Source organism: Gemella sp. 27098_8_155 (genome assembly GCF_041433725.1).
GTDB classification, from domain to species: domain Bacteria; phylum Bacillota; class Bacilli; order Staphylococcales; family Gemellaceae; genus Gemella; species Gemella haemolysans_D.
This window is the reverse complement of sequence record NZ_JAPWCA010000005.1, coordinates 1-19,788: the sequence shown is the minus strand read 5'-3', so window position 1 is coordinate 19,788 and position 19,788 is coordinate 1. Positions and strand designations below refer to the sequence as shown.

Annotated in this window: 22 protein-coding genes; 4 read left to right on the top strand and 18 right to left on the bottom strand. The window is 29.1% G+C overall.

The window, feature by feature from the left end; all coding sequences use genetic code 11:
* Nucleotides 1–90: 90 nt before the first annotated feature.
* Nucleotides 91–618, bottom strand: coding sequence for a QueT transporter family protein (locus O5Y44_RS03405; protein ID WP_003146333.1), 528 nt, complete (start codon nt 616–618; stop codon nt 91–93).
* Between the two features lie 373 nt (nt 619–991).
* On the opposite strand from O5Y44_RS03405, the gene rpsT reads away from it, so the two are divergent.
* Entirely contained in the window at nt 992–1,234 is a 243-nt protein-coding gene (gene rpsT / locus O5Y44_RS03400) for a 30S ribosomal protein S20 (protein ID WP_003145397.1), read from the top strand.
* 107 nt (nt 1,235–1,341) lie between these two features.
* Here the strand turns inward: rpsT and O5Y44_RS03395 are convergent, their stop codons facing one another.
* The 7 genes from O5Y44_RS03395 to O5Y44_RS03365 form a co-directional block, all read right to left on the bottom strand.
* The gene (locus O5Y44_RS03395) at nt 1,342–2,526 is read right to left on the bottom strand and encodes a MalY/PatB family protein (RefSeq protein WP_371465540.1); all 1,185 of its coding nucleotides are present in this window, start codon (nt 2,524–2,526) and stop codon (nt 1,342–1,344) included.
* A 10-nt stretch (nt 2,527–2,536) separates the two neighbouring features.
* Nucleotides 2,537–3,622 carry a PLP-dependent transferase gene (locus O5Y44_RS03390; RefSeq protein WP_371465539.1) on the bottom strand — a complete coding sequence of 362 codons (1,086 nt, stop codon included), beginning with the start codon at nt 3,620–3,622 and terminating at the stop codon, nt 2,537–2,539.
* A gap of 329 nt (nt 3,623–3,951) precedes the next feature.
* Complete coding sequence (locus O5Y44_RS03385) at nt 3,952–4,602, bottom strand: DUF998 domain-containing protein (RefSeq protein ID WP_371465538.1); 651 nt, start codon at nt 4,600–4,602, stop codon at nt 3,952–3,954.
* A 70-nt stretch (nt 4,603–4,672) separates the two neighbouring features.
* Nucleotides 4,673–5,653 carry a DNA polymerase III subunit delta gene (gene holA / locus O5Y44_RS03380; RefSeq protein ID WP_371465537.1) on the bottom strand — a complete coding sequence of 327 codons (981 nt, stop codon included), beginning with the start codon at nt 5,651–5,653 and terminating at the stop codon, nt 4,673–4,675.
* Complete coding sequence (locus tag O5Y44_RS03375) at nt 5,653–7,578, bottom strand: ComEC/Rec2 family competence protein (RefSeq protein ID WP_371465535.1); 1,926 nt, start codon at nt 7,576–7,578, stop codon at nt 5,653–5,655. Before O5Y44_RS03375 ends, holA begins: the two co-directional genes overlap by 1 nt.
* A gap of 2 nt (nt 7,579–7,580) precedes the next feature.
* Nucleotides 7,581–8,042, bottom strand: a complete 462-nt coding sequence (locus O5Y44_RS03370; RefSeq protein WP_003146342.1) for a ComE operon protein 2 — start codon at nt 8,040–8,042, stop codon at nt 7,581–7,583.
* A gap of 2 nt (nt 8,043–8,044) precedes the next feature.
* Nucleotides 8,045–8,674, bottom strand: coding sequence for a ComEA family DNA-binding protein (locus O5Y44_RS03365; protein ID WP_371465533.1), 630 nt, complete (start codon nt 8,672–8,674; stop codon nt 8,045–8,047).
* Nucleotides 8,675–8,824: 150 nt separating this feature from the next.
* Here O5Y44_RS03365 and O5Y44_RS03360 point away from each other — a divergent pair, with 150 nt between their 5' ends.
* Nucleotides 8,825–9,181 (top strand): PH domain-containing protein, encoded by a 357-nt coding sequence (locus tag O5Y44_RS03360; protein WP_371465531.1) that lies wholly within the window; start codon nt 8,825–8,827, stop codon nt 9,179–9,181.
* 76 nt (nt 9,182–9,257) lie between these two features.
* On the opposite strand, the gene mnmA is transcribed toward O5Y44_RS03360, so the two are convergent.
* The 9 genes from mnmA to O5Y44_RS03315 form a co-directional block, all read right to left on the bottom strand.
* Nucleotides 9,258–10,370: a tRNA 2-thiouridine(34) synthase MnmA gene (mnmA, locus tag O5Y44_RS03355; protein ID WP_003145275.1), complete on the bottom strand. Its 1,113-nt coding sequence runs from the start codon at nt 10,368–10,370 to the stop codon at nt 9,258–9,260.
* A 2-nt stretch (nt 10,371–10,372) separates the two neighbouring features.
* Complete coding sequence (locus O5Y44_RS03350; RefSeq protein WP_371465529.1) at nt 10,373–11,494, bottom strand: cysteine desulfurase family protein; 1,122 nt, start codon at nt 11,492–11,494, stop codon at nt 10,373–10,375.
* Nucleotides 11,495–11,641: 147 nt separating this feature from the next.
* A complete protein-coding gene (locus O5Y44_RS03345; RefSeq protein WP_316447315.1) occupies nt 11,642–12,703 on the bottom strand; it encodes a hypothetical protein in 1,062 nt (353 codons plus the stop codon).
* A 26-nt stretch (nt 12,704–12,729) separates the two neighbouring features.
* Nucleotides 12,730–13,542, bottom strand: coding sequence for a phosphotransferase family protein (locus O5Y44_RS03340; RefSeq protein ID WP_316447316.1), 813 nt, complete (start codon nt 13,540–13,542; stop codon nt 12,730–12,732).
* Nucleotides 13,543–13,631: 89 nt separating this feature from the next.
* Nucleotides 13,632–14,672 (bottom strand): tRNA (adenosine(37)-N6)-threonylcarbamoyltransferase complex transferase subunit TsaD, encoded by a 1,041-nt coding sequence (tsaD, locus tag O5Y44_RS03335; protein ID WP_316447317.1) that lies wholly within the window; start codon nt 14,670–14,672, stop codon nt 13,632–13,634.
* Nucleotides 14,659–15,111 (bottom strand): ribosomal protein S18-alanine N-acetyltransferase, encoded by a 453-nt coding sequence (gene rimI, locus O5Y44_RS03330; RefSeq protein ID WP_316447318.1) that lies wholly within the window; start codon nt 15,109–15,111, stop codon nt 14,659–14,661. Before rimI ends, tsaD begins: the two co-directional genes overlap by 14 nt.
* On the bottom strand, nt 15,095–15,763 hold the full coding sequence (tsaB, locus tag O5Y44_RS03325; RefSeq protein WP_371465528.1) for a tRNA (adenosine(37)-N6)-threonylcarbamoyltransferase complex dimerization subunit type 1 TsaB: 669 nt from the start codon (nt 15,761–15,763) through the stop codon (nt 15,095–15,097). The genes rimI and tsaB overlap by 17 nt, the downstream gene beginning before the upstream one ends.
* The gene (tsaE, locus tag O5Y44_RS03320) at nt 15,757–16,209 is read right to left on the bottom strand and encodes a tRNA (adenosine(37)-N6)-threonylcarbamoyltransferase complex ATPase subunit type 1 TsaE (RefSeq protein ID WP_204641551.1); all 453 of its coding nucleotides are present in this window, start codon (nt 16,207–16,209) and stop codon (nt 15,757–15,759) included. Before tsaE ends, tsaB begins: the two co-directional genes overlap by 7 nt.
* Before the next feature lie 162 nt (nt 16,210–16,371).
* Entirely contained in the window at nt 16,372–16,962 is a 591-nt protein-coding gene (locus O5Y44_RS03315; protein ID WP_316447320.1) for a nitroreductase family protein, read from the bottom strand.
* A gap of 171 nt (nt 16,963–17,133) precedes the next feature.
* Here O5Y44_RS03315 and O5Y44_RS03310 point away from each other — a divergent pair, with 171 nt between their 5' ends.
* Nucleotides 17,134–17,478 (top strand): winged helix-turn-helix transcriptional regulator, encoded by a 345-nt coding sequence (locus O5Y44_RS03310; RefSeq protein WP_316447321.1) that lies wholly within the window; start codon nt 17,134–17,136, stop codon nt 17,476–17,478.
* A 4-nt stretch (nt 17,479–17,482) separates the two neighbouring features.
* On the top strand, nt 17,483–18,037 hold the full coding sequence (locus O5Y44_RS03305; RefSeq protein ID WP_371465526.1) for a hypothetical protein: 555 nt from the start codon (nt 17,483–17,485) through the stop codon (nt 18,035–18,037).
* Nucleotides 18,038–18,309: 272 nt separating this feature from the next.
* On the opposite strand, the gene O5Y44_RS03300 is transcribed toward O5Y44_RS03305, so the two are convergent.
* On the bottom strand, nt 18,310–19,788 hold a 1,479-nt coding region (locus O5Y44_RS03300; protein ID WP_371465525.1), incomplete at its 5' end, for a Rib/alpha-like domain-containing protein.

The window sequence follows — 19,788 nt, the reverse complement described above, 5'->3', positions numbered from 1 at the left end:
ATTCTTATTATATACTATGACGTTACGTGAGAGTCAATAATTTATAATAAAAAAATCGCTAGGAATTTTCCTAACGATTCTATATAAATATTATTCAAATACTTTTTTAAGATCAATCGCTTTATTTAAAGCTTCAGTAATAACAATACCGATAACCATAACGATTACTTGTGATAAAAGAAGTGATCCGTAGATAGCTGTAAATGCACCAAACTCGAATGGTACTCTAGCTGAATTATCACCACTAAAAATAGTAATTTCATATGCAATAATTGGCATACAAATAACTAGGTATAAAATAATATTAATGATGTGTCTAGCAATTCTATTTTTTACAAATTTAAAAACAAAAATACTGATTGCTAAAGCTAATCCTGTTCCTAAAGTTCCAAAGAACACATCTACTATACCAAGTGGACTAAAGATATTAGCGATTGCCACTCCTAAAGTAATTGGGAACCAATATTTTTTGCTAAACACTACTAATTGTGAAAGTGATTCACTTATACGAAATTGGATAGCACCGTATGAAAATGGCGCGATAGCTAATGTTAATACAACATAAATCGCTGCGATTAACGCTTGAATAGTTAAAACTTTAACTGTATTATTTCTCATTATATCTCCTTATCTTGTTCAAGAGAAAATAAAAAAGTACTGATTTGAGAAACCAGTACTTCAGGTTTTTTTTATAGATGGATCTCTCAAACATCTTTTATTATAATAAAGTCAGAAGACAAATAACCTTACCTATGTAAAATTAAATATCAACGTCATATATACTAACATACATTATAGTCATTAGTCAACCAAAATATAAAAAATTCTTAAAAAATAACTAATAGCAAAAAAAAGTATAAAAATACCTTGCATTTACAATTTTAATATGTTAAAATGAGGTAGTTGTATCTAACAACACTTAATTCATTGTAATTAAGAATATTAATTAATATTTCTTAGTAATAAAAATAAGGACCAGGAGGTGAATCGAATGCCAAACATTAAATCATCAGTATTAAGCGTAAGAAAAGATGCTAAAACAAACGCTGCTAACACAGCAAAAAAATCTGAAATGCGTACAGCTATTAAAAAAGCTAAAGTAGCTAAATCTGAAGGTGCTGCTAACGCTGCAGAGTTAGTAAACCTTGCTTACAAAAAAATCGATAAAGCTGCTAAAACTAATTTAATCCACAAAAACGCAGCTGCTAGATATAAATCAAACCTAGCTAAATAGTTTAAAAACTACTCAGAATTCTGAGTAGTTTTTTTATTTACTTTTTATTTTCACAGAAAAAAAGAAGAACATAGATATGTTGTCTACATCCTTCTTTAAAATCAATTCTATCTATTACAATTTTTTACTATTCTTTCAACAGCTTCTTTTATATTTTCTGGACCAGTTGCTAGATTAATTCTTATATAACTATTATATCCTTTTCCAAACCAGTGACCAAAGTCAATCGCTAGGTCACATTCATCTTGAATAAATTGTTTCGTAGTTTTCCCATTTAAAACTTTCTCAAGGTTTAAAAATACTAGATATGTTCCTTCTAATGGATAAACTTTAATTTCTGGTACTTTTTGAGCTAATGTATCATGAATTAAATTATAATTGTATAGGATTGTTGCTTTTAATCCTTCTACCCAATCTTTTCCATCTCTATAGCCGGCTTCAAGAGCTATTTGTCCTAATAAACTTGGCTCAGCTCCTAGATTTTCTTTACTAAATTTATCAAATTGTTCACGAATATTATTATCTGGGATTAAAAGTGTTGCATGCACTAATGAAGCAAGATTGAAAGTTTTTGAGCCAGAATTAGCTACTATTAAACGATTATTATATCTACCTTCATCTAATGCTAATGCAGAAATTTGTTTATGGTCCTCATATGTAAAGTCTTGGTGAATTTCATCTGATAATACAAGCACATCATATTTTTCGCAAATTTCAAATACTCTTCTCTGCTCTTCTAATGTCCAAACTCTTCCGACTGGATTATGAGGTGAGCAATGAATATATAATTTAACATCATTTTTTCTAATTTCTTTTTCAAAAGTTTCAAAATCTATCTTGAATTTACCGTCTTCTTCTAGTAATGGAGACTCTACTAATTTTCTACCACTATTTCTAATAGAATTAGCAAAAGGATAGTATACAGGTGGCATTATAATAACCGCATCTTCTTTTCTAGTATACGCTTGAATCACCCATAATATAGCTTGAACTATCCCCGGAGCAAATCTTATCCATTGTTTATCTACTTCAAAATTGTATTTTTCTTTATGCCAGTTTTTATATTCATTATAATAACTTTCTGGCAATTTAGTATAACCAAACACTCCATGTGCAACACGTTCACTCAACGCTTCTCTAATACTTTCGGGAGTTTTAAATTCCATATCAGCTACCCATAAAGCTAGTAATTCAGAATCACCAAATCGTTCTTCCAAAGCATCCCATTTTAAACTATTTGTATTTCTTCTTTCAACATAGTATTTCTTTACAAATTCTTCTACTCTAGTCATTTTTCTCCCCCTACACTTCTAATGCTCTTAGAAAATCTTCAACTAAATCTTCAGCATCTTCTACACCTACAGAAATTCTTAGTAAATCTGGAGTAAGTCCATAAGATAAACGTAGTTCCTCTGGAATATCAAAATGAGTTTGAGTAGTAGGATAAGTTACTAATGTTTCTACACCACCTAAACTCTCAGCAAAAGTAGCAACTCTTAATGAACGTAAAAATTTATCAATTTTAGTAGCATCATTTAATTTGAAACTAAGCATAGCTCCTTTTTTCGGATATAATACTTCTTTCACCTCTGGATGTTTCGCTAATTCTTCAGCTAATTTTTTTGCATTTTTTTCTTGTTGATTAAAACGAAGTGGCAATGTTTTTAAACTTCTAACAAATAACCAGCTATCAAATGCCGATAATACAGCACCAGTCGTATTAGAAATCCACGCCAATCTCTCTCCTATTTGTTCATCATTTGTGATCACAGCACCAGCAAGTATATCGTTGTGACCTGTTAAATATTTAGTTGCAGAATGAACAACAATATCTGCTCCTAATGTTAACGGTTTTTGTCTTAATGGTGTTAATAAAGTATTATCAACAATTAATAACGCATTTTTTGACTTAGAAATTTGAGCAACTCTCTCTATATCAACTTCTTGCATTAATGGATTAGTTGGAGTTTCTATAAATACCGCTTTTGTATTATCTGTAATTTTATCTTCAAGATCTTTTTCATCTGTGAAATAAATAAATTTCTGAGCACCTTTACGTTCTAACTCATCAAAGTATCTAAAACTTCCCCCATATAAATCTCTAGACACTAAGAATTCACTATTTAAATCAAATAGTTCAAAAACTAGTTGAATAGCACTCATCCCTGAACTAGTCGCTATCGCACGACACCCTTCTTCAAGTTCACATAAACCTTCCTCTAAAATAGTACGAGTTGGATTTTTAGTTCTCGTATAATCATATCCTGTACTTTCTCCTAATCCAGGGTGAGCATAAGCTGTTGATAAATATATCGGCGTCACTATTGCTCCAGTTACCTTATCCGTCCTATTTCCTAATTGTGCTAATTTAGTTTCTATTTTCTTCATTAAACAATACCTCATTTTATTTTTCTATTTTAACAATATTATTATATCACTATATCAAATTATAATAAACTAATTTATCTGAATTTTTTGTTTTTTTGTGAATATTTTTCAACTAACTAACTTTAATTATCTGAAACAAAAAAGGGAGTGACTCAAAAATCGTGATTTCATAGAAATCGATTTTGTCGAGTCACCCCCGCACAGTTTATTAGATATCTAAAAAGCTTTTATAAAGCGAATTTAGATATCAATAAACCACTGCGTCTATAAGTTTTCATATACACCTTGTTAAAATTTAGGACTTTTGGGTCAGCCCTTTTACTTAATTCTTACTTCTTTTTAAAAAACACAATACCCGTCATTAGTTGCCATAAGGTTATTGGATAAACAGTCATTCTTTCGTAAATAGCAACAACATCAGAGAGATTGTTGTTAATTGCATTATTCATAAAACCTGCACTAATTAAGCCGATAATCCCTAACACTATAGATACAACAGCGTATTTTTTATTCTCTCTAAATAATGCTACTCCACTTAATAAAGCTGTAAAATTTCCACCTGAAAACGATAATCTCGCACCTAAACCATGAAGCCCATCTTCACTCGGAACACCACCTTGATATAATCCTACCAATACACTTCCAATAGCAAAAACTAACGGAGTTAGTATCAATAGAGTACCTAGTTTTCTAACTCTTACTTTTTCAAATATCAGTAAATAGTAAGCAATAAGAAACACTATACCTGTTACAACAAAGTCAATATTCATAAGAATAGCTAATTTTGAAAATCCATTTGGAACTCCATCAACTACTAGGTACGGGTAAACTCCTAGTGAACTAATAAAATGCTTTGAATATACTTCTCCCAAAGGAAAACCAGTACCCATTGCTGCGATAAATTCACCTAATAAGTAGATTATACCATTTAAAATAAATAACAAAGCTCCAACATGAATGGTATTATTTTTATTATCCATTAATAATCTCCTAACAATAATAATTGTATTCTATTCTAACATTATTATATAAAACTTACCTAATATTTTTTTAATTCAGCTCATCAATTAATTTATTAATAAAAAGATCTAGTATAATATACTTATCCATATACGAAGATTTTAATAACTTATCATAGTCAGCTGATAAAATCAATGTTTTCATAATTTTATCAACACTATAATTTCTGATCCCTTGAGCTGCCAACTGCACTCTATACGGATGAACGCCTAATTCCTTAGCTATATCTTTTTGTGAATAATGTTCATTTAGAAGTACTTTCACCTTATAACATATTCTTAATTGACCGCTAATTAAAGATAGCAAGAATATTGGCTCTTCTTTTTTTAAAACTAATGAATTAAACACGACTCTCAATTTAGCATAATTTTTCCCAAACAATTCATTGGTTAAGCTGAAAACATCATACTCTAAACTTCTAGTTGCTAATAATTCTATATCTCCTCGCGTTATTATCTTCTTATCATCACAATATAAAAGGAGTTTTTCAAGTTCTTTTTTTATATTAGCAAAATCCAAACGAGTGTAATTCACTAGAAATTCTGCATCAACTTTAGAAATTTTCACATCGTGCTTTGCTACTGTTTTTACAATATACTCTGATATTTCCTTCTCATTAAAGTTAGAAAATTCTTTAACTTCTCCTGCTTCTTTAATCTTCTTTATTAATTTCTTTCTACTATCAATCTTATCCAATATTTTTAAAATCAACACAACGTCTTCATTAATATTCTCTAAATAATTCATCAATATATCCACGTTATGTTCTACTTTAATTTTTTTAGGTTTCGCTAATAAAAAATTACAATTCTCAGCAACGACAACTTTCTCATTCCCAAATAATCCACTACTTCTACATTCATAGACTAAAGTTTCTATAGTATTTTCATGCATATTAATTTTTACATAATTAAATTCATCTAGTTCTTTAAGATATTTTTTCGCTATACTTTTCTCATAATCATTAATAGCTTCAAAATTTTCTCCATATATCACATAGATATTTTTCATCAATCATCTACCTCAATCTCAAATTCTCTGTCCTGATTTTTCACCTTTACTTTTTTATTATAATAATAAACAGAAGTATTACCAAATTTCATCTCAGTTCCATTATTCAAAACGATATACTCTACTTTTTTATATTGAGCTATATCTTTTAATTCTAATAATTTTTTAGTCACACTATCTACTACTATAATCTTATTCACTAAGTTATTTGCTAATAAATTTGTCGCATATTCACTTTTATTTTTCTTAGATGAAGTAAGTAGTAAATAATTGAATCTATCCTTACCTTCATAGTTCAAGAGTGAATCATATTCACTCATTATATCATATTCTCTATCTTTTTTTCTGTAATCTGTATAAAAATTTTTTATATTACTAGATGTATTTATTATCATATTATTACTATTTTCTCTAATATAATAAATATTTTCTTTTCCTATTTTTAGCTCCTCTATATATTCTTTAGGTATATAACTCGAAATAATTAGTATTATAGCAACTGTCAAAACTCCGATTGCAGCTTTTGAATATTTTAATCTATTCAATTCAGTCATAATATATACAACTACTATAAAAATAACAATAATTATAAAAATACTTTGTTTTCCAATTCTTAGTGGTTTTATATATAAGAATATTTCTTGAAGTTTATCAAAAATACTAAAGGTAAAATTCAATAACGGTCTACACATAATATTAAATATAGGTACACTTAATAAAAATATTATATAACTTATCAATACTAATGGAAATAGTATTATACTAAATATTGGCACTAAAACTATATTACTTAGTACGGAAATATAAACAATAGTATGAAAATTATAAAGTAATATCGGTATACTTGCCAATGTAGAAATAATACTAATTCTCAAAGACATATGTAGTTTATTTCTAGAGGTTTTAATATAACTTTCTGACATCAATAAACTAAATGTTATAAAAAATGATAATTGAAAACCAATATTAAAAGTATACAACGGATTATAAAATAATAAGATTAAAAATGTAAGCAGTAAACTATCCAATTTATCAATACTTTTTCTTCTGAAAATTATATAGAATATAATCATAAAACCTGCTCTGAGAACAGATGCACTAGCCCCACTTAATAACATATATAACGGAATTATAATTAAGATTATTTTTTCTATATAATCAACACTTACTTTAAGTTTTAATAAAATAAAATATATTAATGATATTAGTACCCCAATATGTAAGCCAGAAATTGCTAATAAATGACTAGTACCTAAGTTTTTAAAAGAACTAATTTCATCTCTCAACAAATAACTTTTATCTCCAAAAATTAAAGCTTGAAAATATCCACTTTTATCAAAAGTAAGATTTTCATCTATTTTCAAGGCCATTCTATTCCTAAAGGTTTTGAATTTAAAAAGAAGAGAATCTAAATGCTTAACCTCAGATATTTCATTAATAGAAACTTTTTTAAAGATTCCTCTATTCTCGTTATACTTTTTATAATCAAACGAATAAAAATTAGTTTTACTTGGAACATCTTCTATATTAGCAACTACAGATAATTTTCCTCCCCAAAATTTTTCTTTAAAAAAATTCTTCTCTTCTTCACTCTTAATTTTATAGTTTATTAGTACCTCCTCATTTCCAATACGTCCAATTCCCGACATATAATTTCCATTTACATTTAATTTATCAGAAATCACTAGTTCTAAATTATTATTTTCAACATTTTTCAAATGAGAAATATTAGTTTTTTGTTCATATGCTCCACGAATAAAAAAAGCTAAGAAGACTATTAAACAAATAATAGTTTTCCTAGCATTAAGATTTTTATTTTTCCAAGTTATTAGTAGAAAAATAACAATACATAGCATAGATATCATTAAATTATGATTTAATAATATCGCCCCTAATGCTAGTAAAGAAAGCTGTAAGTATATCATTACTATTTATCTAGTAACCTTTCTACTACATTATTTACATCGTAATCTATTTTTCTTACGACAACACCTGATTTTTCTAATAACTCTCGAGCATATTCATTATTTCTATAATCATTTGCATAGCAAATTTCTTTTATCCCTGCTTGAATTATAGATTTTGTACAATTCAAACATGGAAAGTGTGTAACATAGATTGTTGCACCTTCAGTTCCAACACCGAATTTAGAACATTGTAAAATAGCATTTATTTCGGCATGGATTGTTCTGACACAATGCCCTTCCACTACTTTACAACCAACATCTATGCAATGTTCATCACCTTTAATTGAACCATTATAACCACCTGAAACTATTCGTTTATCTTTGACTATTGTCGCCCCAACAGATAACCTACTGCAAGTCGATCTAAGTGAAAGCAGGTGACTTTGAGCCATAAAGTACTCATCCCAACTAATTCTTTGCATAACTATACCTCTATTTTATCTTTAATTTTCTCAAAAGTAGCTTTTCCTATTCCTCGTACTTTTGTTATATCTTCTTTCTTTTTAAAATCCCCATTTTTTTCTCTAAATGAAATAATTGCTTCAGCCTTAGTTTTTCCAACTCCTGAGATTTTCATAAGTTGTTCTTTATTGGCAGTATTAATATTAATTACATCTCCATTTGATGTACTTGAACTACCATCAGAAATTTGTTTTGGTTTCTCTCCATTTTTAAGAACGTAAATAACCATCTGATCTTTAACTTTTTGACTTAAATTCAAAGTGGAAGTATCTGCGTCTTCTAATATACCACCAGCTTCTTCAATTAAATCTTTTACCCTTTTATCTTTCGTTGTTTCAAATACCCCAGGGTGTTTAACCGCCCCTTTTACATCAACAAAAATTTTGGAATCTTGTTCTTCTTTTTTGTCATCCTTACTCACTTCTGAGTTTTGAGAATTAGAAAAGGTTACATCATTATAATCTTCTGTTTTATCATGACCAAAATACAAAAGTCCTCCGATTATAACAAGTAAACTACAGAGTAATGCCAAAACAATTGCCTTAACATTTTGTTTTAAAAATAAAACAACATCTTCTTTATTAATATTCATATTTCTCCCCCCTAGTACTAATATTATATCATTAAATTTATTATAATAATACTGAAAACTGAATCTTCTTATTATTTATAATTTATGCTATACTAAGATAGAAATAAACATTATCATAAAATAGATAGGAGAGTCACTATGGCTAACTAAATGAATTTATTAAATTGGACATTCTTCAGAGAAGTTGCTATCCCGCAAGATATTGCAAACTTATTGATAAACGGTGAACAGCCTGTTGCAGCATTTGCGACAATAAGGGACGTTGCTGTATTTACAGATAAAAGACTTATTGTAAAAGACGCCCAAGGACTTACAGGAAAAAAAATAGAAATCTATTCCCTTCCATACTCTTCAATATTAATGTGGTCAACTGAAAATTCAGGTAAAATCTTCGATTTAAATGCCGAAGTAGAGCTTTGGACTAAAGTTGGAAAAATTAAAATTAATCTAAGAAAAGATATCGATATTCGTAGATTTGATACGTTACTCGCTCAATATATACTATAGTCTTATAACTTAGAAATAAAAACTAAAAATCCTAAAAATTAGAGATTTCCTCTAACTTTTAGGATTTTATTAAATATTACAGTTGAAGTTTTTTACCATCTTTATATACTTCATCGATAATCGCTCCACCTAAGCAAACATCTCCATCATAAAAGACAACTGCCTGTCCAGGAGTCACAGCACGTACTGGCTCTTTATAGACAACTTTTACTTTGTTATCCTCTAATACTTCTACTTCTACTTCAGTATCTGGTTGACGATATCTGAATTTTGCAGTACATGTGAATTTATTAGGTTGTGGATTTTTCGTTGTAAATGATAGTGAACTTGCTAATAAGCTATCTGAATATAGTTTTTCATTGTGGAATCCTTGGCAAACATACAGTACATTATTTTCAAGATCTTTACCACATGCAAACCATGCTTCACCTTCTGTATCTTTAGTTCCACCAATACCTAAACCATGACGTTGACCGATTGTATAGTGCATTAAACCGATGTGTTCTCCACGGACATTACCATCTAAGTCCACCATTTTACCACCTTGAGCTGGTAGGTATTGAGATAAAAATTCTCTAAAGTTTTTCTCACCGATGAAACAAATACCTGTTGAGTCTTTTTTCTTCGCTGTAGCAAGACCCGCTTCTTCTGCAATCTTACGAACATCTTTTTTCTCTAGTTCTCCTACAGGGAATAAAATATTTTTAATTTGGTGTTGTTTCAATTGAGATAAGAAATACGTTTGATCTTTATTATTATCAACACCACGTAACATTAAACGTTCTCCATCAACATCTTTAACTCGCGCATAGTGTCCTGTTGCTACATAATCAGCACCTAAATCTTCTGCGTATTCTAAGAAAACTTTAAATTTAATTTCTTTATTACACATAATATCTGGGTTAGGTGTACGACCTTTTTTGTATTCATCTAAGAAGTAAGTAAATACTTTGTCCCAATATTCTTTTTCAAAATTAATAGAGTAATAAGGAATATCTAATTGTTCACATACTTTAATTACATCTTCGTAATCTTTTTCCGCAAGACAAACTCCTCTGTCATCTTTTTCTTCCCAGTTTTTCATGAAAACACCGATAACATCATATCCTTGTTGTTTTAGAAGATATGCTGTTACAGATGAATCAACTCCACCACTCATTCCAACTACTACTTTTTTGTTGCTATTCATTATTAGTTCCTTTCTTTTATTCTTTTCTCTAAAGTTACAATCTTCTCTATAACTTCATCAATTAACTCTCTGCTAGTGTCAAAACCTACACTAATTCTAACAGAATTCGCAGCACGTTCAATATTGTACATTTCTGTAATTATACGACTTCCTTTAATATTTCCTGAACTACAAGCAGATCCACCAGAAATATAAATATCACGCGCATCTAGATACGTAATAAGTCGTTGTGCTTCAATATTTTTAAAATAAATATTCAATATATTCGGCAATGAATTCTCTATAGATCCGTTTACTTCAAATTCAACTTCACTTTTCTCAAGTTCAGAAATAAAGTAATTTTTCAATTCTCTAAGAGCTGGAATTGAATTCAATGTCTCTGACAAACAGTCATTAAGAACCAGTATCCCTAATAAATCAGTCGTCCCAGAACGAAGACCATTTTCCTGACCCCCACCTAAAAGTAGTGGTTCAACATCTCCATCTTTTGCGTATAAAAATCCAAAATTATTAAGCGAACCAATTTTATGAGCTGATGCTGAAGCAAAATCTAATCCTAATTCTTTCACATCAATTTCAACTTTACCTAATGCTTGAACAATATCACTATGCAATAGTATATTTTTATCCGAAATAAGTTCTGAAACCTCTTTTATAGGATTTAATACCCCTGTTTCATTATTTGCTAACATAATTGAAATTAATACCGTCTTAGAATTAATCTTTTCTTTTAATTCCTCTAGTGATATAGCCCCACTTTCATCTACTGATAATTCATGAACCTTAAATCCAAATCTTTCAAGTCTCTTAGCACTAGCTTTAACAGATGGATGTTCTATAGATGTAATTATTATTTCTCCAGTTTCAAATCTATTTAATACGTGATTAAAAACTGTATTATTACTTTCAGTACCACCTGAATTAAAAATTATTTCATTACTGCTTGCATTTAGAGTATTAGCTATTTTTTCGCGTCCTTCACGAACTAGCCTATCATTTTTCTTTCCTAGAGTATGGCCACTACTTGGATTAGCATAGATTTCTTTTAGTATATTCATATTCTTTTCTATGATATCAAAATGTTTTCTTGATGTTGCTGCGTAATCTAAATAAATATTCGCCATATCATCGCCTCCTAATATTAATCATATTATATTTTAACATAAATAATGGTCAAATAAAATCAATACCACTTTGTAACATAGAAATTCATAAGTTATAAAAATTATTAATCCCTTTCTTATCAATATAGAAAGGGACTAATATTAATATTATTTGATTTTTTCTCTTAGTTTACTTATGACTATTATTAATATTGCCAATACTCCTGAAACATACAACAATATATTTTGTTCCTCTAAAATAGGAGTATTAATCACTCGTGGTTGAGTGTATACTAAATAACAAAATGTCATTGGATAAAATAGAAGTTTTGCAGATCTTGTAGCACTAACTTTCTTTAATACTCTAACACTACTTACAATCGGAACAGTTATCAGAATATACATCCAATCAATTGGTAGTTTTCCGAAAAAGTAGGCAGGTATGATACAAATAAAACTTATGAAAGCTATTATTTTAAAGATTATTGTATATACTGTATACATAAAATCCGCAGAATTTTTTAATTTAAATAAGCCATTAACAATAATTAAAATAAAAATATAAGTACCTATAGTAAGTTTAATTTCATTACTAATATTGTAGTTAGACCCTTGTGTAATAAATGTAGAAATATTCATATATAAGTACATTATTATAATCGGAATATATGTCCAAACATACGCTAGGAATTTACTATTTTCAAAATATGGTACTTCCCATTCCCAGATGTACTGTCTATCAATTACTTCAAGAATAAGGGCATCTAAAAATGTTCCTGCTATTAAATTAAAAAGAACATCTTCAAAATTTCCTCGTGCTAACATTAGCATTATAAAATTAACGATTACAAACAATCCGACTCCCAAGAAACCTGCAAAATATAACACTATCATTGCTGGTGTATTTTTAGAAGCACTCTGTCCGTATCTATTAAGATATTCTGTATTTTCTACTACCAAATAATTATAAATATTTGAAATACTTGAATTATCTTGTTTATTTTTTAATATCCCAGCCAACAGCGATCTTACTGGGAAAAATTCAATTTTTGTAAAATCTATATTGCAAATTTCTATCCAAAAATCATCATTCATTTCTGAATCCTTAGAAACTATTTTTGACAGTTCTCGCATACTTTTTAAATCATTAACGTTTTCTTTCAACTTATCGACTAAAAGTAATGCTTGTCTACGACTTTCTTCTAGTTTTTCTTCACTAATTTTATTCACTCTTCAACTCTCCTATTCCTTAATAGTTATTTAAAAAAATAATTTTCAACATCTTCTAACATTTTTAATCCTAACTCCTCAAATTCTTTATCTTTAACACGTTTGGTATAATTTAAAATACCTAATGCCGAGATAAAAATCATGCAGTACTCTAGTTCCTCAGAAAGAACTTCCTCATTTGAATGTTCATAATAATAATTTAAAAATAGCTCTTTTTTAAATTTATCATTATCTAAATCTTGATAAAAATATTTAATGAAATCTAAATAATAACTAGCATATTTAACTCTTTCGAAATCTATTAATACTAAATTATCGTCTTTTCTCATAATATTTCTAAGACCAAAATCCCCATGAATTAAAACTAGTGTTTTTTCATACTCTTCATCTAATTTACTAATATTTTTTAGAAACTTAGAATGAAGCTCACTTATTTCAGTATATTCTTTTCTATCAGCCACTCTATATACATTTTTTTCTAGAACTTTTTCCAATGAAATTTCTTTATCATTTTCAATTGAGAGCCAATTTCCTCTATGAAAATCAGATATTAACACTGCTATTTTTATTATATCTTCATTATTTATACTTTCCTTATTTAGTGGAGCAAAATCTTCATATTTCAATACTAGTGCAGAATACTTAGGAAAATCTAATAAAAAATTACCTTTATTTCTTAAAACTTTATACTCTAGTTTATATTTTAATGGATCTTTAAAAATTTTAACGAATACTCGTTGTCCTAATCTTTTAGAAAATCCTATAAAATGTGTATTTTCAGAAATATGATTTATTTGTTGTAAATTAGTATCTAATAATTCTTCAAGTTGTCTTTTCATAATTACACCAAAACATTTATAAAAAAGGAGTGACTCAAAAATCATGATTTAAAGAAATCAATTTTGTCGAGTCAGTTCCCTTCTAATGTTTATCCTCTAACTTCTTCTAAGTCTAACGTTGACTTCGCATTTAGCGTTAACGGATTAGAAAATATATTATTTTTATAATAATAGTATCCTACCGCTCCCATCATCGCCGCATTATCACTACAATAACTCATTTTTGGAATAAGTACTTTTACTCCTAATTGTTGTTCTAGATCTAAGACTTGCTTACGAAGTTCGCTATTACCTGCAACCCCACCTGCTAAAATCAACTGTTTAACACCTAGATTCGCAATAGCTTTCTTAGTTTTTACGATTAAAACTTCTACTACCGCCGTTTGGAAACTGCAAGCTAAATCTTCAGGTACGATCTCCTCACCGCGTTGTTTTGCATTATGTACAAAGTTAATCACCGCTGACTTCATACCTGAAAAACTAAAATTATAATCGTCACTATCAATCATTGCACGAGGGAATTTATACTTATCTTCACCCAACTTGGCTAGTTTGTCTACTTTAGGACCTCCTGGGTACTCAAGATTTAACTGTCTTGCTACCTTATCGTACGCTTCACCTACAGCATCGTCATGAGTAGAACCGATTATTTCAAAATCAAGTTCATCTTTTAAATAAACTAGTTCTGTATGTCCCCCGCTAACAACAAGAGCTAATGATGGATAAACTATATCATGATCTATATTACTAGCATAAATATGTCCTGCAATATGATGTGCACCTATTAATGGTTTATCTAAAGCATAACTTAATGTTTTCGCAACATTAACACCAACTAGTAATGAACCTATTAATCCAGGCCCTTGTGTTACACAAATTGCATCTATATCGTTCAAAGTAATTTGGGCTTCTTCCAAAGCTTCTTCAACAATCTGCATCACTACTTCTATATGTTGTCTACTCGCTATTTCAGGAACTACCCCACCAAATTGTTTATGTGTTTCAATTTGACTACTCACGATATTCGATAGTACTTCTTTTCCATTTTCAACTACAGCTACACTAGTTTCATCACAACTTGTTTCTATAGCTAAAATAGTTACTTTTTCTAAATTTTTATATTCTTTCATTACTAAAATCCCTTACCATTACAAAAGCATTTTCTCCATTGTTTTTGTAATAATTTTTTCTCATATCGACTGTTGTGAATCCAGATTTTTCATAAACAGTTATCGCAGGCATGTTACTTACACGAACTTCAACAATTGCTTTTTTTACACCTTTTAGTTTTAAAAGTTGCATTACATAAGTGAAGAAAATTTGTCCTAATTTTTTATTTTGATGCGGTTTGTCAATAACTATCTTATTAACTTGATATTCATCAGCAACAAGCCAACCACCACAGAATCCAATAATTTTACCATCATTAAATAATCCGTAATACTCTGCGTTCTCATGTTCCAGCTCAGACTTAAACATTTCTTTTGTCCATGCATCTTCAAAATTATCTACATCTATTCTTGATAATACGTCTAAATCATTTACATCAACTTTATTTATTTTTATCATTTTCAAGTTCCCTTTCTGCTTCAGTTTTTCTTAAGTATTGTGGTTTCATATTATAACAATCCACATCTTCTAATGAATCATAAATTTTAAAAACATTAGCCGCACGAACCATGTCATTATTTTTTGAACCTTCTAAAAGAGAATCATTTAACTTTTCTATATCTTTACTAATATAAACAAATTCATCACTTTGAGATGATAAAAAGTTATTAATTTCTTCAAGAGAGTAGTATCCTTCTTCCAGTACCTCTACTAATTTTCCTTCTTCATTTTTATAAATTGCACCAAAAACATTTCCTCGACGTGCATCAATAAATGGAACTAGTAATTTGTTGCTATCAAATTCTAACAAAGCTTGTAACTTTAAAGAAGATACTTTCTTCAATCTAATATTAAGTGTATAAGATAAAGTTTTACAAACAGCAGCGACTACACGAATTGCTGTATACGAACCTGGCCCTTCACTTGATATAATTTCAGTTAAATCCGTTTTTTTCTTATCTGCTTCTTTTAAACAATTATCGATTTCTTCTAAAATCACTGCTGATAAATTATTACTACATACAAAGTTTTTTTCAGCTAATACTGTTTCATTATCAAAGCATGCAATTGAACATACTCCATTAGAAGCTTCCACTATTAAACTTACCAATTTTCACGAATCCTTTCTTCAATTTTTTTATATTCACCACTAGAAATAATTTCAACTTCTCTGTAATCTTCTACTAAGCGAATATTGAAAATTAATCTTTCATTCGGTAAGAATTCTTCAATAAATTCTCCCCATTCGATAATACTAACATTATCTTCAAAGAAAATATCTTCAAATCCTAAATCTTCATCGCTATCTTCTAAACGATAAGCATCAATATGATATAATTTTCCATTAGGATATTTATATTCTTTCATTATATTAAAAGTTGGTGAATTAACTACACTTTTTACTCCTAAATATTCTGCTAAATATTTCGTAAATGTTGTTTTACCTGCGGCTAGATCACCATTTAACAAAAGTACTAATCTATCTTCTATACCTTCACTAACAATTTTCGCTAAACGTTTAGTATCTTCTAAATCTCTTATAACTATTTTTAACATTGTTAATCCTTCTAAATTTTTAATTTATTTACCATCTACTATAATACCATATTTACCAGTATATTCCAACAACTAACAGCGTAATTATTGGCACAAAATAACGCCAAGACATCTCTATCTTAGCGTTATTGTGACTCATATAATTTGTTGTTAAATCAAATATTATTTTACTACTCTTACTCTTGAAGTTCTTTCAATTGGTGCAGCTTCTTGTAATTTTTCACCAAATGGCATTTGAGCACGTAGTACTAAGTTAGCTGGAATATCCCATTCTGCAGCTACTTTTTCATCAATTACTGGGTTATAGTGTTGAATGTTAGCTCCGACTCCAGCTTCTGCTAATGCATTCCAAACTGCAAATGATGCAATCCCTGTTGATTGTTCTGACCATATTGGGAAATTATCAGCATATGATGGAAATTGTTCTTGAAGACCTTTCACTACATCGTGATCTTCGAAGAATAAAATTGTTCCGTAAGCTGCAGCAAAACTATCGATTTTTCCTTTAGTAGCTGCTTTAGCTTCTTCATTTGGTAAGAATTTTTCTAATTCTCCAAAAGTAATATCCCAAAGTTTTTGGTGATTTTCTCCTAATAATACTACAGCGTGTGCAGTTTGTGAATTAAATGCACTTGGTGAATACTTAACTGCATTATCAATAATTTCTAATGCTTCTTGTTCTGAAATTGGTAAGTTTTTACCTAACGCATATACACTTCTTCTATTTTGATATAAACTTTTTGCTTCTGTCATTATTATGTCCTCCGTTTTTTAGCTATTGCTAAACTTTATTATTTGCTTTATAATTGTTATATATATTATTATAATATTTACCCAAAAAATAACAAGTACGTTTTTTTACAATAGTAAGTATCTTATTAGATAGAATTGTATAATATCAACGAAATTTTAAGGAGATTTTTTATGGAACAACAAGAACCTTTTGGAAAATGCCCCTTTTTTACAACTCAAAAAATATTATCTGGAAAATGGACAATTCTTATTCTTCATCTTCTAGAAGATAAAAGTGTTAGATTTAATGAGTTACAAAGATCACTAGGGACAATTACTCAAGCAACATTGACAAAACAATTAAAACAATTAGAACAAGATGGATTAATAAATCGTAAAGTTTATGCCCAAATACCACCAAAAGTTGAATACAGCCTAACGGATATTGGTAAAAAATTTCAAACTGTACTAAATGAATTAGAAATTTGGGGGAATGATTACATCGATTACTTAAAAGAAACTAGAGAAGCTGTGTAAAGTTATGGATAAGCTAAATGAAATTAAAACAAAACTTCATTTTCTTTCAAGTGAACAATTAGATATTATTCACAGACTTATTTCTTCTTGGAATATTAAGGACAATAAAATTCAAACAGATGAAAATCTAGTTAAGAAAATTTATGAAAGTACAATATCACCTATAGAAGATCCACTAAAGAATTATTCAAAAGAAGAACTCTTAGAAGAATATGGAGTATTATTTTATAATCAACAGAATATTGCAGATTCAAATTTCGGAGAAGTTTCAATAGAATATAATTACGATGATAGTGATGATATAACTTCTCCATTTATTAATAACTCTATTCAAACTAAGGACTTTCACATTGAAGAATACGCAAATAACAATATTAAAATAGATAATTTTATTTCTGAATCTTCTGATACTGATACAAAGACTACCACATTGAGCATTGAAGTCGATGACTTCGATCCCTTATTTCCAGATACAGATTTCGATTCATTAACTGGCCTTAATAAAAGCAAATATGATGATTTAGACTTTTCAGCGTTAATATCGAAGAAACCCAAATAAATATTATTTTCAAAAGATGGGAGTGACTCAAAAATCGTGATTTCGGAGAAATCGATTTTGTCGAGTCACCCTCGCACAGTTTATTAGATATCTAAAAAGCTTCTATAAAGCGAATTTAGATATCAATAAACCACTGCGTCTATGAGTTTTTATATAAACTTTTAAAAAATTTAGGATTTTTGGGTTAGATCCGTTTTTTTTTTTATTTTATATACAACTAATTTAAAAAGAGAAGCAGATTTTTCTGCTTCTCTTTTAACTTTTAGAAGAAATTATTTTTCTTTACGTCTTTTCATTGCTGATAAAGCTATACCTAAAATTGCTAATCCATAGCCAGCTATAGAATTACTTTCTATCCCAGTGTTAGGAAGTTTTTCAACTTTAGCTTTTTTAGAATTGTTATTTGAAGTAACAATATCTTGAGGTTTATCATTTGATTCACCATTTCTTATATTGTTATTTTCATTTTCTCTATCATCAGTACCATAATTATCATTATGATAATTATTATTACCGTTATTATTATTATTATTATTATTGTTGTTGTTGTTATCCGTATTATTCGGATTTGTGTTATTTTCTGGAACACGTTGTTTTTCGATTACTTTTACGGGAACATTAACTATAACTTTTTGTCCATTTGGTAATTCTATCTCTACTGGTACCGCTGTTTTTTCACCTGGTGTTGTAGTTGTTGGAATTTCTCCTACTTTTGTGATTTTCCATCCTTCTGGAAGATCTACATGTTTTTTAACATCATCTTGAGTTATTGGAGTTCCTACTTCTACAACAATTGGTGTTACGTTTGGTGTTACAATTACTGGTACATCTACCTTAACTTTTCGTCCATCTGGCAATTCTATCTCTACAGTTACTGAAGGTTTATTACCTGGTGTTGTAGTTGTTGGAATTTCTCCTACTTTTGTAATTTTCCATCCTTCAGGAAGATCTACATGTTTCTTAACATCATCTTGAGTTATCGGAGTTCCTACTTTCACAACTATAGGAGTAGTTTTTGGTGTTACAATTACTGGCACTTTTACTGTAACACGTTTACCTCCTGGTAATTCAATAACTACAGGTATACTTGGGCGTTCACCTGGAACGTCTGTTGAAGGTTTATCACCGATACTTATAACTTTTCCACCTTTTGGAATTTTCACATGTTTTTCAACTTCTTCATTAGTAATAGGTTCCCCTAGTTTCTTAACAATATCTTTTATTGGCGTAACGTTTACCGGTACTTCTACTTCTATTTGTTTTCCGTTAGGAAGTTCAATTTTCACTTTAACAGTACCTTTATCTCCTGGGGTATTAACTTTTGGAATTTCTCCTACTCCAATAATTTTTCCACCTTCTGGGACTTTAACATGTTTTTCTATATCCTCTTTAGTTAGTGGTGTATCTGTAACAGGAGTTTCAATTCCAGTTGCAGGAGTTACAGTTATAGGCACTTCCACTGTGATTACTTTTCCATTTGGTAATTCTACTGTTACTTTCACCGGAGTTTTCTTACCTGGTGTTGTTAAATCTGGAATGTTTTCTACTTTCGTTACTTTTCCACCTTCTGGTATTGTTATTCCTTTTGTATAATCCTCTGGTTGTAACGGTGTTTTTGTAACTGGAATTTCTAAACCTTTGACAGGTGTTACATTTACTGGTACTTCTACTATGATTACTTTTCCATTTGGTAATTCAATAGTTACTTTCACTGGAGTTTTCTTACCTGGTGTTGTTAAGTCTGGAATATT